Source organism: Coprococcus sp. AF99-45, assembly GCF_027663865.1.
In the GTDB taxonomy this organism is placed as follows: domain Bacteria; phylum Bacillota; class Clostridia; order Lachnospirales; family Lachnospiraceae; genus Allocoprococcus; species Allocoprococcus comes.
Map to the genome: position 1 here is coordinate 118,477 of NZ_JAQDGZ010000007.1, position 12,938 is coordinate 131,414.

18 protein-coding genes and 1 pseudogene are annotated in these 12,938 nt (G+C 37.9%); 1 reads left to right on the top strand and 18 read right to left on the bottom strand.

Annotation, left to right across the window (positions count from 1 at the left end; all coding sequences use genetic code 11):
• Positions 1-5 precede the first annotated feature (5 nt).
• The 13 genes and pseudogenes from PGR14_RS07755 to PGR14_RS16265 form a co-directional block, all read right to left on the bottom strand.
• Entirely contained in the window at positions 6-887 is an 882-nt protein-coding gene (locus PGR14_RS07755; RefSeq protein ID WP_118364966.1) for a replication initiator protein A, read from the bottom strand.
• Positions 880-1,272 carry a hypothetical protein gene (locus PGR14_RS07760; protein WP_055060295.1) on the bottom strand — a complete coding sequence of 131 codons (393 nt, stop codon included), beginning with the start codon at positions 1,270-1,272 and terminating at the stop codon, positions 880-882. The genes PGR14_RS07755 and PGR14_RS07760 overlap by 8 nt, the downstream gene beginning before the upstream one ends.
• 13 nt (positions 1,273-1,285) lie before the next feature.
• Positions 1,286-1,684, bottom strand: coding sequence for a single-stranded DNA-binding protein (locus PGR14_RS07765; protein WP_118364965.1), 399 nt, complete (start codon positions 1,682-1,684; stop codon positions 1,286-1,288).
• 13 nt (positions 1,685-1,697) lie between these two features.
• Positions 1,698-2,096, bottom strand: coding sequence for a hypothetical protein (locus tag PGR14_RS07770; protein ID WP_044921493.1), 399 nt, complete (start codon positions 2,094-2,096; stop codon positions 1,698-1,700).
• A 129-nt stretch (positions 2,097-2,225) separates the two neighbouring features.
• A complete protein-coding gene (locus tag PGR14_RS07775; protein WP_022068206.1) occupies positions 2,226-2,537 on the bottom strand; it encodes a DUF6050 family protein in 312 nt (103 codons plus the stop codon).
• A complete protein-coding gene (locus tag PGR14_RS07780) occupies positions 2,527-2,694 on the bottom strand; it encodes a hypothetical protein (RefSeq protein ID WP_165853758.1) in 168 nt (55 codons plus the stop codon). Before PGR14_RS07780 ends, PGR14_RS07775 begins: the two co-directional genes overlap by 11 nt.
• A 4-nt stretch (positions 2,695-2,698) precedes the next feature.
• On the bottom strand, positions 2,699-2,833 hold the full coding sequence (locus PGR14_RS07785; protein WP_015524546.1) for a hypothetical protein: 135 nt from the start codon (positions 2,831-2,833) through the stop codon (positions 2,699-2,701).
• Positions 2,830-3,735 (bottom strand): ParB/RepB/Spo0J family partition protein, encoded by a 906-nt coding sequence (locus tag PGR14_RS07790; RefSeq protein WP_118364964.1) that lies wholly within the window; start codon positions 3,733-3,735, stop codon positions 2,830-2,832. Before PGR14_RS07790 ends, PGR14_RS07785 begins: the two co-directional genes overlap by 4 nt.
• Positions 3,725-4,510 carry a ParA family protein gene (locus PGR14_RS07795; protein ID WP_118364963.1) on the bottom strand — a complete coding sequence of 262 codons (786 nt, stop codon included), beginning with the start codon at positions 4,508-4,510 and terminating at the stop codon, positions 3,725-3,727. Before PGR14_RS07795 ends, PGR14_RS07790 begins: the two co-directional genes overlap by 11 nt.
• A gap of 285 nt (positions 4,511-4,795) precedes the next feature.
• Complete coding sequence (locus tag PGR14_RS07800; protein ID WP_117570122.1) at positions 4,796-5,770, bottom strand: IS3 family transposase; 975 nt, start codon at positions 5,768-5,770, stop codon at positions 4,796-4,798.
• A complete protein-coding gene (locus PGR14_RS07805; RefSeq protein WP_117570121.1) occupies positions 5,770-6,171 on the bottom strand; it encodes an HTH domain-containing protein in 402 nt (133 codons plus the stop codon). The genes PGR14_RS07800 and PGR14_RS07805 overlap by 1 nt, the downstream gene beginning before the upstream one ends.
• A 181-nt stretch (positions 6,172-6,352) precedes the next feature.
• Complete coding sequence (locus tag PGR14_RS07810; protein WP_270223206.1) at positions 6,353-7,078, bottom strand: Arm DNA-binding domain-containing protein; 726 nt, start codon at positions 7,076-7,078, stop codon at positions 6,353-6,355.
• Between the two features lie 13 nt (positions 7,079-7,091).
• Positions 7,092-7,282, bottom strand: a pseudogene (locus PGR14_RS16265) (DNA-binding protein).
• A gap of 210 nt (positions 7,283-7,492) precedes the next feature.
• Between PGR14_RS16265 and PGR14_RS07820 the strand changes: the two are divergent.
• Positions 7,493-7,843: a helix-turn-helix domain-containing protein gene (locus PGR14_RS07820; protein ID WP_270223207.1), complete on the top strand. Its 351-nt coding sequence runs from the start codon at positions 7,493-7,495 to the stop codon at positions 7,841-7,843.
• 1,344 nt (positions 7,844-9,187) lie between these two features.
• Here the strand turns inward: PGR14_RS07820 and PGR14_RS07825 are convergent.
• The 5 genes from PGR14_RS07825 to PGR14_RS07845 form a co-directional block, all read right to left on the bottom strand.
• Complete coding sequence (locus tag PGR14_RS07825) at positions 9,188-10,243, bottom strand: helix-turn-helix domain-containing protein (RefSeq protein ID WP_270223208.1); 1,056 nt, start codon at positions 10,241-10,243, stop codon at positions 9,188-9,190.
• Positions 10,244-10,463: 220 nt separating this feature from the next.
• Entirely contained in the window at positions 10,464-11,051 is a 588-nt protein-coding gene (locus tag PGR14_RS07830) for a DUF2812 domain-containing protein (protein WP_118224602.1), read from the bottom strand.
• Positions 11,048-11,371 (bottom strand): PadR family transcriptional regulator, encoded by a 324-nt coding sequence (locus PGR14_RS07835; RefSeq protein WP_055056227.1) that lies wholly within the window; start codon positions 11,369-11,371, stop codon positions 11,048-11,050. The genes PGR14_RS07830 and PGR14_RS07835 overlap by 4 nt, the downstream gene beginning before the upstream one ends.
• A 132-nt stretch (positions 11,372-11,503) precedes the next feature.
• Positions 11,504-11,878 carry a TnpV protein gene (locus PGR14_RS07840; RefSeq protein WP_117767282.1) on the bottom strand — a complete coding sequence of 125 codons (375 nt, stop codon included), beginning with the start codon at positions 11,876-11,878 and terminating at the stop codon, positions 11,504-11,506.
• 4 nt (positions 11,879-11,882) lie between these two features.
• A partial coding sequence (locus PGR14_RS07845; RefSeq protein WP_270223209.1) for a recombinase occupies positions 11,883-12,938 on the bottom strand: 1,056 nt, incomplete at its 5' end.

Consider the following 12,938-nt stretch of genomic DNA (forward strand, 5'->3'; position numbering starts at 1 on the left):
ATTTCCTATTCTTCTATATTATTGAAGTCATACCCTGCTGCACTTCCTGTACCATGACATAATTCATCAAGCACATAATTGAATGCATTCATCGCTTCTTCCAAATAGATTTCCCTAGCCTCTTTATCACACGCATACATATCGGCAATAAATCCTTCATCATTTCCTATTGCGTGTACCAGAGTCTCCAGAACTTTCATAAATTTCTTTTTTGAACACTTTTTATTCTGCCTGTTCACATATTTCTGAATATCCAGTACTCTATCAGCATTTTCCTCATTCTCTTCAAGAATTCCGAACGCCAGATCCATGCCAAATTCATAGCCATCGCAGGAAATCTGATCAACAGCAAGCTGTCCCAGCTCATCTCGATAATTTCTTTCTTCCATTGAAGTCAGTGGTGTCTCATATTCATACAGATATCCCATATCTGCAATTGTTTCCAGAATATCTCTGGATGCTGCCACCATCTTGTCCATGATAATTTCTCTTTCTTCCATCGGCATATTTGCCATAATGCTGTCTAATGTCATCATTGATTCTTCCTCCATCTCATTTTCATAAATATCGTTGATATAAAAGTGGTTTGCCTTTCCATTGTTCGGAATGATACGCACCAGATTTCCAACCTCCACCAGTTCCTGTACTGCCTGATCTACCCCATATCTGGTTGTATTCAGGTCTTTCTTCATTTCACTTTTTGGATAAATTACATACAAATCCCCCTTACCATCTACCCAACCATTCTGCACCGCAAATTTCAAACGATCCAGAAATAAGCTGTATAAAATCTTTGCTGTATTTGACAGATTTTTGTATTTTTCCATCTGGAACAGCACCTTCGGCACCTGCAGACAATCTACCGGCATATACTCCATCTTACTCATTGATTGTTTCCTCCTTCTGTTTGTACAGCACTTCGGCTGAATTAATATTGATTTCCAACATCCCTACAAATACCTGATAGTACAGAAGGCATATCTGTTCATCCTCTCTTGCCAGATACAATCCTTCCAGTTCATCGGACGGATGTTTCATTCCATATACTGCCTGACAAATATCATGGATTTTCTCACATTCCACACTTCTAAGATGCTGCTCCAAGGTGTGGTTAAATCTCTGCCAGTCCTCCAGTTTCTGATTTACTGACATCATGCACTGGAACAGTTCCGCTGCTTCACATGCTGCTGACAGCACTACATTTTTGTTATTGATACTTCCATCGGCATTTTTCATATGCCCTACCATATACGCCTGATCTACTGAAACCATCTTTTATCCTCCTCTATCTAAACGGCATTTCTTCTTCCATGCCCTCTGGGATCTCTAAGAACCCTTCCGCATCTTCTGGAAACGGTGGTCTGTCAACCATTTTTGCACTTGCGAATTCAATCCGGTTTGCATACACTTCGGTGGTATAAATCTTTTTCCCGGTATCCTTATCTTCATAATTACCTGTGACAATCTCGCCTTCCACCATGACCTTCGTGCCCTGCATCAGATAATCTCTGGCAAATTCTGCTTTCTTTGCAAAAGCCTTTACCGGAATGAAACTGACTTCATCGGAATAATTTCTTCTGACTGCCAGAACAAACTTGGCAATCTTATGAAGTCCTTTTTCATTCTCCACTTCGTTGTATCCGGGATTTCTTACCAATCGCCCGGAAATAACTGTTGTATTCATTGGCTTAACCCTCCTATGCTTTCATTGATTTGTAACAGATGCCGATACATGGTCCACATTTTCCATAGGCACATCCGTAACATTCATCTTTTTCCAACTCTTCTTGCTTCATTTCATCGGCAAACATTCCTAACAGTGTTGTATAAATCTTTTTCATTGCAAGGAACTTTTCTTCTGCTTTTTCCATCTTCTCTTTGTAAAATGGGATCAGTTCACGAAGAACTGGATGGAAACGTTCATTTTCATCATCCCAGGCACAGGTTTTCATCATACAACGTGGCTGTTTCTCATAATTGCCCAGATAATACGGGCAGAACGTACAGCCTCTTTCTTTAACAATTTCCACCGGAATTACTGGCATCTGACTTTTGATTTCCTTAGTTACATGCTTACTTTCAATTCGCTCTCTCATCTTAAAAATCCTCCAAGAATATATATTTGCAAAAGGGACTTCCCCTGAGTTGCCTGGTTTTAAGCACAAAAAAAGAGGCAGACTTACGATTTTTGTTTTCGCAAGCCTGCCTCTTATCAATCTAATATTCTATTTTCCAATGACATACCGTATAAACACGTATATCGCTCTAATCACATACACTGGAATCATGATACTTCCAATCAATGCTCCAATGATGACACTTAATGCAGCCATCCCAAGTGTTGCTGTGGTATCCATTCCTCTCGGAATCAGAATCAACCGCATTTTATGTATTCCAAATGGAAGTCCGGCAATAAATACCCACCAGAACCAATCCGTCTGTCCACTGACCTTCATAATTGTTTTTGTCATCCAAAACCAGAATACCATAAATGCCAGTGGCAGAATCGATTTTTTAATTACATCTTCAATCGTCATCTTTTTTCTCCCTCTGTCTGATTCCTTCCGCCACCTCCCGATTAAGGTTTGCCAGTATTTCTCTAACCACAGGAGAATCCAATCGAAAGGTTTCCAGATCTTTCTCCGTAAGCTCCCTTCCGTTCGCATCATATCTTCGTACAATTTTTAAAGCCATACTTTCACTTCCTTCCTGCTGATAATCCTAATGTTTTCAACAAATGTTTAAACTTCTCTCTTTTTATCCGTTTAACACGTATCTTTTCTATCTTTTTCAGATAGACTTGTATTCTACTTGCCATATCTTCATTGCTCATTCTTTACCCTCTCTTTCTGCCCACGATGCCAGAAGCATAAATATAATTTCTTCCATCTGAGTCTTTGTATATGTATCTGGAAAATATTGTTTCAATTTCTTCGCCGGAATCTGCACCTGAACTTTTTCAGTACTTTCATTCATGCAAATCTGGTCAATTTCTGAATACGTCAACATCCGCTCTTTTGAAATCTGCTTCAATTCCTTTGCCTGCTTCATGGAAGGTACTATATTGTGATTATGCATATACTGAAGTAATATCTGCTGCTCTTCAGTTCTCAAATAAGAAACTTCAACAGCTGTATTAAAGGGAAGCTTCTTCTCGTCTGCCAATTCTAAAAACTCTGCGATCAACTCTGTCAGATGAATATATCGAAGAATCTGTCTGGAACTATCTCCTGTATTCTGACTGACTTCTTCCGCCGCCAACTTCTTGCCAACTTGGCAAGAAGTTAAATCAGACCGTTTCCCCTGACGCTTTAACGCCTCATATTTCATTTTGTAAGCGAATGCCTTTTCGCTAATCAGTAGCTCTTCTCGCTGAATGTTGGAATCTACCATGATCACCGTCGCTTCATCATCTGTAAGATCTTTGATGATAACCGGCATTTTCTCTAATCCTGCAAGTTCACATGCTCGTTTTCGCCGATGACCAGCCACAATCTCATAACCACCGGGCTCTCTCAACCGCACAATACCGGGAACCAACACGCCATACTGTGTAATGCTATCTGATAATTCTGCCATTTTCTTATCATCTTTTACTTGAAATGGGTGATTCGGAAATGGATGAAGGCTTCCTATTGCTATCTCACTAATTCCATTGGTCGTCTCTTCATTTGTTCCAAACAACGCATCAAGTGGCTGTAAGGAAATGGGAGTTGCTCTTTTTTTAGATGGCATCTTTCAGCACCTCCTCCGTCACTCTTCGATAGGCTTCTGTAGCTTTGCCTTTCGGATCATAAGAGAAAATACTCTGTCCTTCTCTGACTGCTTCCTTCATTCTTACAGAAAATGGAATATAATTATCAAAAATATGAATTTGACTTCCATATACATTTCTAAGAAGTTCCATATTATTTCTGGCATCATTTGTATGCGCATCGACCATCGTGAACAGAATCCCACCGACTTGCAACTTCGGATTAATCTGCTTACGAACCTTACCGATCGTTTTTAACAACTGCTGCAAGCCTTTGATTGGCAGGTAGGACGCTTCAACTGGAATGAGGACTTCATCTGATGCAGCCAGCGCATTGATCGTAATCATTCCCAATGATGGCATACAGTCAATAATGACTGCATCATATTGATCCTTGATACCATATAAAATCTGTTTCAATACATATTCCCTGCTCATTGCATTTACTAACTGTACTTCCGTACCTGCCAGTCCAATGTTAGAACAGATAATATCTATTCCCTCTGCCTGATGTCTGATATAACAGTCTGAAGGAATATCTTCATCTTTCATTACTGCATCCATAAGAGCTGTAAGTGTTTCATTACTGTCATCACAATCACGATATCCAAATCCTGCGGATACATCAGACTGTGGATCGCCATCTACAATCAACACTTTCATATTCTTTTGTGCTAATCCTACTGCTAAATTAGCTGTACATGCGGATTTTCCCGTTCCCCCTTTTTGGTTTACAATAGAAATAATTCTAGCCATTTTTTCATCACCTTTCAATCAATAAAAATGACCGAATCAGCTAAACAGATTTTCATCCATTACGAGCTAATTCGGTCCTGTTTTTCGCTATTAAATTGTAATATCACCACTTTCGTGATACAGTAAAAGCATCTCAGATAAAAGCGGAAATTTTCTTTCATCTGAATAAGTTTTTTATAAAAGGTAGGCCTTTCCTTCATAAATTAAAGTGTACCCTTTGTCAAGGACACTATGACTTTTTCCTTTTCAGATTTCTATTATATATTTGTTTGTTGTGTAGAGGCATCAAAGTGATGCCTCTGATTGATTGTTTTCACCTTTTGCTTTAGGGATTATCAGAGGATAAATTCCTGTTGTCATATATTGATAATACTCAACAGGTGACAACCTTGCTAAGTCCCATTGATAACGTTCTGTATTATAGTATTCTGTCCAATCCCTAACTGCGTTTAATATCTCCTCATAGCTGTAGCACTCTGACAGATCCAGTTCGTCTTTCATATGACCAAAGAATGATTCCTGAGGAGCATTGTCCCAACAGTTTGCTCTACGTGACATAGACTGTCTCAGTTCATTATCCTTTAACAATTGGATAAATTTAATGCTGGTATAGTGGGAACCCTGATCGCTATGTATTAATGTTTCTGTGCTTAAATTAGTTCCATGTTTTTCTATTAACTGTTTTACTGTTTCTAATACAAAATCAATTTCTAATGATTCGCTGAGAACCCATGACAGCAGTTCCTTGGTACAGGCATCTATAATTGTTGACATATAGCACCGGGGTGCTTTTCCATTTATTATATACGTGATATCTGTTAACAGAATTTTTCTTGGTCCATGTTCCTCGAATTCACGGTTTACTATATTGGGTGCGGTATATGCAGTTGCCATTGCTTTTGCCATTCTCCGATAGGGATTTGCTTTGCGGATAGGACACTGTAAGTTATATTTCCTCATCAGCCGACGGATTTTTTTGATATTCATCACTATAGGCGGTTCCATGTGTAACAACCTCATATATATACTACGGGCACCTTTATGATATCCTCGATACTGGTATGCTTTCAGAATCAAAAGAAAATCCTGTCTGTCCCGTTCCTCTCTTTCCATTCGCTGGTCTTCTGTTGAGAGATAATGGTAATAGCCCGAACGGGATACTCCTGCAATTTCGCACATGGCAGCTACATTCAATAGATTATCGTTTTTTTGCAAAGTATCATAAATAATCTGATACTTTGCATGGGCTGGTATTTTCATTATTCCGGCGTCTCCGGATTTAAAGATACAATTTTTTTTAGAAACTCAATCTCCTGATCTTTATATGCCAGTTGCATTTCTAAATATTTTATCCGATTTTCAGCCGACAGATATCCGTTGCAGCCCTGTGCATAGGTGTTAAGATCTCGAAAACCATTTCCCTTTTTTACTTCATTTCCAATCATGGTTTTCAGACCATTTATTCTGGAATCCCCCAGGATATTTGGATCTATCCCAAGAGTCGAAACAATCTCACGTGGAAGCCTGCCCTTTGACAGTTCCTCCCAAAACAGTTTTTTAAATTCTGCCGAGAAATGTACAATGCTCGGTGATACATCCAACACATATTTGCTATTTCTCAGTGTGAGCATTTCCTGTTCTGTAAACTTTCTGTTTGCCATAATTTCCTCCAATTCATTTTTATTTTAATATCAATCTGAATCGGAGTCAAAAATCGATTTTGTACAAAATAAAGGGGGTCATCAGAACCATGTCCAAAGTTAAGGGTTCCCTGTAAACTCATTGTATAGATTTAAGGGTTTTCATTAAAACTTACTGTCTAATGGTAAGGGTTTTAAAAACTCAAACTGTCCAATCTATAGGGTACATTTTAAATTTGTTGATTCGTTGCAAGTTTTTTTCAGGACCAAATCGACTCAACCCCTTGTATTTACTGGGTTTCCGTTGATTTAGTCTTATTTTATCATCATCATCTCCTTCCCTGATTCCTGTCCAGAACAGAATTTCAAATATCAGATAATCTTCACTCCCCGGCTCAATCCCGGCAATAAATCTGTCATATTCTGCTTTCGTCCAGAATTCCAGCTTATTTGCATCCGATTTCCCCATCTTTTTTACTTTCTTACATGGATTTTCCTTCAGATTGTAAATTTTCTGTGCATGATTAAACAGTGCATTTAACTGATTTTGGATCATACGCTCATAAGTCTTGCTGTATCCTTTTCCCTGAATGGTATTCTGCCACTGGATAATCTCTGCTGGTGTAATCTCATTCATTTTTCTTGTTCCAAAATACGGAACAATGTGCTTGTTCATCATGTGTTGCTTATTACGGATTGAATTTTCTTTCAGCTCATTCTTTTTATCTTCAAAATAGACTTGAATAAAACTGTTCATCTCCATCTTCATATCCGCTGCAGTTTTTCTTATGAATTCCTTTTCATAATTTAATGCTTCTTTCTTTGTCTTGAACCCTCTTTTCAGCTTCTGCGTTTTCTTTCCTGTCCAGTCAATATAACGGAAGCTCACATACCAGGTTCCCTGTGTTTTGTCCTTGTAAGCTGACATCTTAAATCCTCCTTCATACTGCTCTCTGAGAGCATCCATAAAATTTTGTTTCCCAGTAGGGACGTGGAATCTTTCCACGAACTGCTACATATCCTTCCTTTGCCAGTTCATCATTGAGCTGCTAAGAATAGAATATGCTTTACTGCGTTTCACACCTAATTCTTCCATGACATCATCAACATTCATCATATAATTAGTTCTCATAGCGTCCTCCTTTCGAGTCACTTTTGTGACTCTTTTATTGTTCTCTTATAATAATTCACTTTTGTGAATTTGTCAATAAACATTTGCGAATTTATTTTTTTCATTCCATACCTATTGCTTGCGTATCAGGAATTTGTTAAATCTCACTCTTTTGTATCATTCACTTTTGTGCTAGAATAGAAGCACAAATATTATTAAGGAGGCAGCATTATGGTTGGCAAAAAAATCCGGGCATTCCGGGAATTTAGAGGATACAGTCAGATACAATTAGCCGAGCTGTCTGGCATTAACGTAGGTACGATTAGAAAATATGAGCTTGGAATCCGGAATCCAAAACCAGATCAGTTAGAAAAGATAGCAACTGCACTGGGATTAAACGTAAGTGTTTTTCTGGATTTTAATATTGAAACAGTCGGAGATGTACTCTCTCTGTTGTTTTCTATTGATGATTCGGTGAACCTCTCACTTGCTGAAACACCTGATCAGAAGGTTGCGCTGACATTCGATAATCCTACAATGCAGGACTTCTTCAGGACATGGTGTCAATTTAAAAATGTCTAGGAAAAGGAAAAAGCTGAAATATTAGCTATTGAAGATAAATATAAAAGACAAGAAGAACTGGATAAGCTAAATGCTACCCAGGAAGAATGGAAACTGCGCGCTATGGGAACTACTATAGGTTGCCATACTATCGTTAAGAAGGGCACTGAAGGCAATGACATCAAGACATATGATCTGACTTAATTTTGTGCATAAGAAAAAGAGCTCACGAAGAGCTCTTTATTTTTGGTGGTCTGGGGGAATTGCTTATCATTCCATGCTACCATTACACCATATCGCCGCAAATACCCAGACCTACTAATAAGATTTCTTTTTTCATAATATCAATTCCTTTCTTGTAAATGCACTTTTCGATGTCATATACTATTCCCGAAATCATAGAACTCAAAAGAATTCCTAATATGGTGGCGATATCTGGAATCGAACCAGAGCCTATTGCTAACTTTGTTATAGTGGTAGTATAGCATTGATTTCAAATTTGTCAATCCGCTTTCAGGATTTTGTTATCATTCTGTTATCACAAACGGTTGTCAGGACAGTCTCCCGGCAACCGTTTTTCTATACTGTTCGTTATTCTTTTCCACTCTTTTATATATTTCCAGGGAACAGAAAAACCCGTAGAACCGAAGTTGTACGGGTATCTTACGTTTGGACACAACGCTATCTCACGATAACAAATCCATATTCAGATTGTATTACTCGATGATTGTAGCAACACGTCCTGATCCTACAGTACGTCCACCTTCACGATACTTTAATCCCGTTTTATCTCATATTTTTTATGGTTTTCTCTCCAAAATACAGTGAAAAACGGCTGAATTGCACCACCTATTTTGATTTGCCTGATTTCTTGGCACCGTTTTGGCACCGGAGAATACTCAAACCGATTCTCTTCTGTAGATACTAGATACTTCTCTACCAACTTTATATTGCACCGGTAATTTTTAACTGTTATAATCGAAACATGGGTGCTACCATAACGGTAGGCGGTTAGTCCTTCTCCAGAGAGACTGTGACCCTCTGATTACATAGAAACCTGTAAAGGAATCCAGTGGAAAGGAGGGCTAAGCCAATGAGTATTATTGACTTCATAGCAGTAGTGAGCTTCGGCTTAACCTGCTTTAGTATCGGATATACATTAGGCAAAGATAATCATAAACCACAAAAATAACCGCCCTGGTCTGGTAAACTAAGCGGTTATCTTTGATGATATTCTAAATAGTAAAACGGACTAACCGTCTATCGGTAGCACTCTTTTTCTATAATCATATTAGCACGCATCTGTGGAAATGTCAAAAATTTTCTTCTTTCTCAACTATATCTATTTCCATACATTTTTACAACCTATTTCAAGTGTTCCTCAAAAATTGATTCGAGTTCCTTATTCCCTCTCAAGAATTCATACTCTTTCTTATTTTCAATTTCCGAATATAATTCACGAACAAAATTTTTTCCAACTCCTGAAAAGGCTTTTCCCTGTGCAGTATCTTCATACCTGTAATACAAAGGGGATTGTGTCATATTCCAAGACTTCTGTGATTCACTTAATAATTGCTTAATTAACTGAACACATTTTTCTACATCTTTTCGATATCCAGCAATCAGCAGATATGGCACTGTGTTGCCGTAATTCCATAATCCAAACAACGATATCATGTGATCTGTAATCTCAGCAATTCTCTCTGCTTTATCATGATTTCCTGTTTCTTCTTCCATTTCAATTAACTTATACAAGTAGCTTTGAATATTGACAACTGCCTGTAGCAGTTTCCCCTCCAGGAATAACGCAGCAGTGTCTGTTCCTTCCTGATGTGCTAATACACTTGTTTTCATAATCGTTGCATCAATTACAGTATCAGGAATTTTTTTCAAAAGGACATTTGCTTCTTCATATTTCTCCATTTGGACATATTTTGTTGCAAGTATAAAAACGCTTGAATTTCTCACTCTTTCAACCTGACTATCTGCTGTTCGTTCCAGCCACTCAATAATAGCTGTATTATATTCCATTCGTTCTTCGTCATTAAGATCTGACAAAGTCAAAGATCCGTTCAGAACGGTTGCGATCGTATAAATTAATAAGTCGCAATGAGGATACTCCTGTATTTTACGAGATGCCATCTCGAAAGCCTTTGTAAAGCTGTCCAATGAAACTTCCGAAAGTTCATTCACAAATTGTCCAATCTCTTTTTCGGTCAATTCTTCACGAAACGAAAACAATTCATTCATATCAATTTTCAATAATCGTGCCAAAGCTGGAAGTAATGAGATATCCGGATATGTATTTCCCTTTTCCCATTTATTTAGCGCAGGAGTAGAAACACCCAGATAATTTGCCACCTGTTCTTGTGTTAATCCCTCAGTTTTTCGATAGTTTTTTATCTGCTCACCAATACGCATTGTTCACACCTCCTGTCCTTATTTCCATTATAGCGTTCCCAATACATGTTTACAATTGAGCCTTTGTTTACTTATTACTTTCTTTTTTTAACTTTCAATTAATTTTCTCTAATATTTATATCATCAGCAACAAACTGCCCACAAATTTAAGAACGGGCTACTAACCCTCAAACGACAGTGTATTACATTGCATCAGTTAAACCAACCTTGTTATCCTGAATCACCACTCCTTCATCTTCGCTTCATGCCTATTTTTCATAATTTGCAACTGGTATATAATGACAGGAATTAGAAAAATTACAGCAATTATGCCTAAAATAACAGACCGATTTACGGTAGCAAATGCTGCGAGCATAAGCATTAATAAAAGCCAGGGATTTCGCAAATTACTGTAATAATTTGCCCTATCTTCATAGGACGTATGAAGTTCAAAAGGTTTTCCATCATTTTCTTTTTCTACAATCAGCAATTCCCTGTTAAATGTTGTAGTGTTTGTTGCAATACGACCGCCAATTTCAGCCCACGGACGCCAGCGAACTTTGCCAACAGAATAATTAAGATTGATATTTTTATAGAATACGGAATATCCCATTTCTTCCAAGAAATCATGGTAATCTTCAGCATTAGCTTTTGATTTTTGTCCTATAAACTCCACGCAATATTGAACTTGACCTGGCTTACATTTTTCAAATTCATAGAGTAATTTCCCCGTTCGAATAAGGCGATAACCTTTTTCAGCCATCTTATTCAGCCAGTTTTTCTGTACCGTCAATAGCCCACCAAAAAAACGATAACACTTTTTACTCATAGTGTACCTCCTACAATTCCGCTTGCAATGCCTACAAGTTCACGAAGTCTGATAAGTTCTTTTTCAGCTATCTCCTTTCCTTTTACAGTGATAAGATACTCTTTTTTTCTACCTTCACTATCTCCGAAAAGCTCAATCCATCCCTTTTCCTGCATTGAATTTAATGCACCATATAAAGTACCTGCTCCCAATGAAAGCCGCCCACCTGTTTTTTCTTCAATGAATTGCATGACAGCATATCCGTGTTTAGGTGAATAGAGTGAAAGCAAAATATAGAATGTCACTTCTGTGAGTGCACCACTTTTCACATTATCCCTCATAGCATCCCCTCCTTATTACGGTTACTGTAATAACTATATCAGTAACCGTAATAAAAATCAAGAGATGTGAAATAAATCTTAATAAGCAGGATAGTATTGTGCTTTTCCTGTTCAGTCCTTTACAAACAATACTTATATATAAAGTGTTTCTCTCAACACCATTTCTTCTGCACTGGCTTTTATATTATTCATCAGCCTAACCCACTTCATCTGATTCCGTACCTTTAATTCTTCAGTTACACCCTGTTTTTCTGCCATCTGTTCCATAAGCATTTCCACCTGTTCTCTGCTCTCCTGATCGATCTGATTCAGATGTTCCGTCAGCTTTCCAGTCAACAACAAGTATTGATATTTTGCTGATCTGTGTTCCTTCAGAAATTGTTTTCGTAACATTCCATATTTTCCATATGTCGGTTCTTCTTCATTCAGTGCCAAATCTGGCAAATAATAATCTCCTTGCAAAGTATATCTTAATCCGTTCTTTTCATCATAAATGTGTTTTTCCATAATCTTATCTCTCCATTTCTCTGTTTTTTGATTTAGTTTTCTTACGCTGCTGATTCTCCATCTCGCTCTTTTTCATTCCCCATGCCAATCTTTCATGAATATTTCCCTTCGGCATTTGCTCCATCTGTCGCTTTTCTTCCAGAGTTTTCTCATTTTGAATATCCTGCTGTACTGCCGCATCTACAGTTTCTATTCCCAGAACACGCACAACACGATCATACCTATCAGAAACACCTTGTAATATATCTTTTTCTTCTGACAATTTCTGATTGTCTTTACGCATATCATTCAGTTCGCTCTGAATACCATTATATTTCTGTTTCAGCTTTTGATATTTTCCCTTCCAATTTTCCACCTCTTTCGTAAGTTCTTTAACCTGAGCCGCCATTGCAGCGACCTTATTCTTTAATTGAATAAACAGCGGCTTAATCTTTTTATCCCGGTAAGTTACCGCCCGTTCCAGAGTGCCAGCCTCCGGCAGTAACGTTTTAACCGTTCCATATTCCTTAATTTCTTTGCTCACATTATCCATAATCGGCTGTAGCTGTTCTCTGCGATCTTCCAGACTTTTTAGTTCTTTTTCTACGTTCCCTGCCTTTTGTTCTGCTTCTTGCTTCGCCTTGATTGCCTGTTCCTTATCGTCTTTTAAAATTTGGATATCTACCCTGGATTCTGCAATTTGTGCTGTTAATTCTTCTTTTTCAGCAGTTAGATACTCTTTCTCCTGCTCCAATTCCTGTACTTCCTTTTTCCGTTCTTTTCTCTTAAAGTTATAAACATCCAGATGTTCCTCATGAGTACCTTTCTGTTCCCATTCAATTCCATACTGCTTTGCAATCTCTGCCAGAACTTCTTTTTCATGATTTATCCACTGATTCAGTTCCGTATCATGCTTATTTCCACCTTGAAATCCCAGACCTATTAATGACTGTTTCAGCGAAACCCTGGTAGCCATTCCGTTTCCCTTCCAGCCCGTTACATAAGGAATAAAATCAATGTGGAGATGTGGAGTAGCCTCGTCCTGATGCAAATAGCAACTAAATACCCGAAGTGTCGGATT

Coding starts and splice junctions, on each gene's coding strand:
- PGR14_RS07755 (WP_118364966.1), bottom strand. CDS start 887: ATGAGTAAGATGGAGTATATGCCGGTAGATTGTCTGCAGGTGCCGAAG.
- PGR14_RS07760 (WP_055060295.1), bottom strand. CDS start 1,272: ATGGTTTCAGTAGATCAGGCGTATATGGTAGGGCATATGAAAAATGCC.
- PGR14_RS07765 (WP_118364965.1), bottom strand. CDS start 1,684: ATGAATACAACAGTTATTTCCGGGCGATTGGTAAGAAATCCCGGATAC.
- PGR14_RS07770 (WP_044921493.1), bottom strand. CDS start 2,096: ATGAGAGAGCGAATTGAAAGTAAGCATGTAACTAAGGAAATCAAAAGT.
- PGR14_RS07775 (WP_022068206.1), bottom strand. CDS start 2,537: ATGACGATTGAAGATGTAATTAAAAAATCGATTCTGCCACTGGCATTT.
- PGR14_RS07780 (WP_165853758.1), bottom strand. CDS start 2,694: ATGGCTTTAAAAATTGTACGAAGATATGATGCGAACGGAAGGGAGCTT.
- PGR14_RS07785 (WP_015524546.1), bottom strand. CDS start 2,833: ATGAGCAATGAAGATATGGCAAGTAGAATACAAGTCTATCTGAAAAAG.
- PGR14_RS07790 (WP_118364964.1), bottom strand. CDS start 3,735: ATGCCATCTAAAAAAAGAGCAACTCCCATTTCCTTACAGCCACTTGAT.
- PGR14_RS07795 (WP_118364963.1), bottom strand. CDS start 4,510: ATGGCTAGAATTATTTCTATTGTAAACCAAAAAGGGGGAACGGGAAAA.
- PGR14_RS07800 (WP_117570122.1), bottom strand. CDS start 5,770: ATGAAAATACCAGCCCATGCAAAGTATCAGATTATTTATGATACTTTG.
- PGR14_RS07805 (WP_117570121.1), bottom strand. CDS start 6,171: ATGGCAAACAGAAAGTTTACAGAACAGGAAATGCTCACACTGAGAAAT.
- PGR14_RS07810 (WP_270223206.1), bottom strand. CDS start 7,078: ATGTCAGCTTACAAGGACAAAACACAGGGAACCTGGTATGTGAGCTTC.
- PGR14_RS07820 (WP_270223207.1), top strand. CDS start 7,493: ATGGTTGGCAAAAAAATCCGGGCATTCCGGGAATTTAGAGGATACAGT.
- PGR14_RS07825 (WP_270223208.1), bottom strand. CDS start 10,243: ATGCGTATTGGTGAGCAGATAAAAAACTATCGAAAAACTGAGGGATTA.
- PGR14_RS07830 (WP_118224602.1), bottom strand. CDS start 11,051: ATGAGTAAAAAGTGTTATCGTTTTTTTGGTGGGCTATTGACGGTACAG.
- PGR14_RS07835 (WP_055056227.1), bottom strand. CDS start 11,371: ATGAGGGATAATGTGAAAAGTGGTGCACTCACAGAAGTGACATTCTAT.
- PGR14_RS07840 (WP_117767282.1), bottom strand. CDS start 11,878: ATGGAAAAACACATTTATGATGAAAAGAACGGATTAAGATATACTTTG.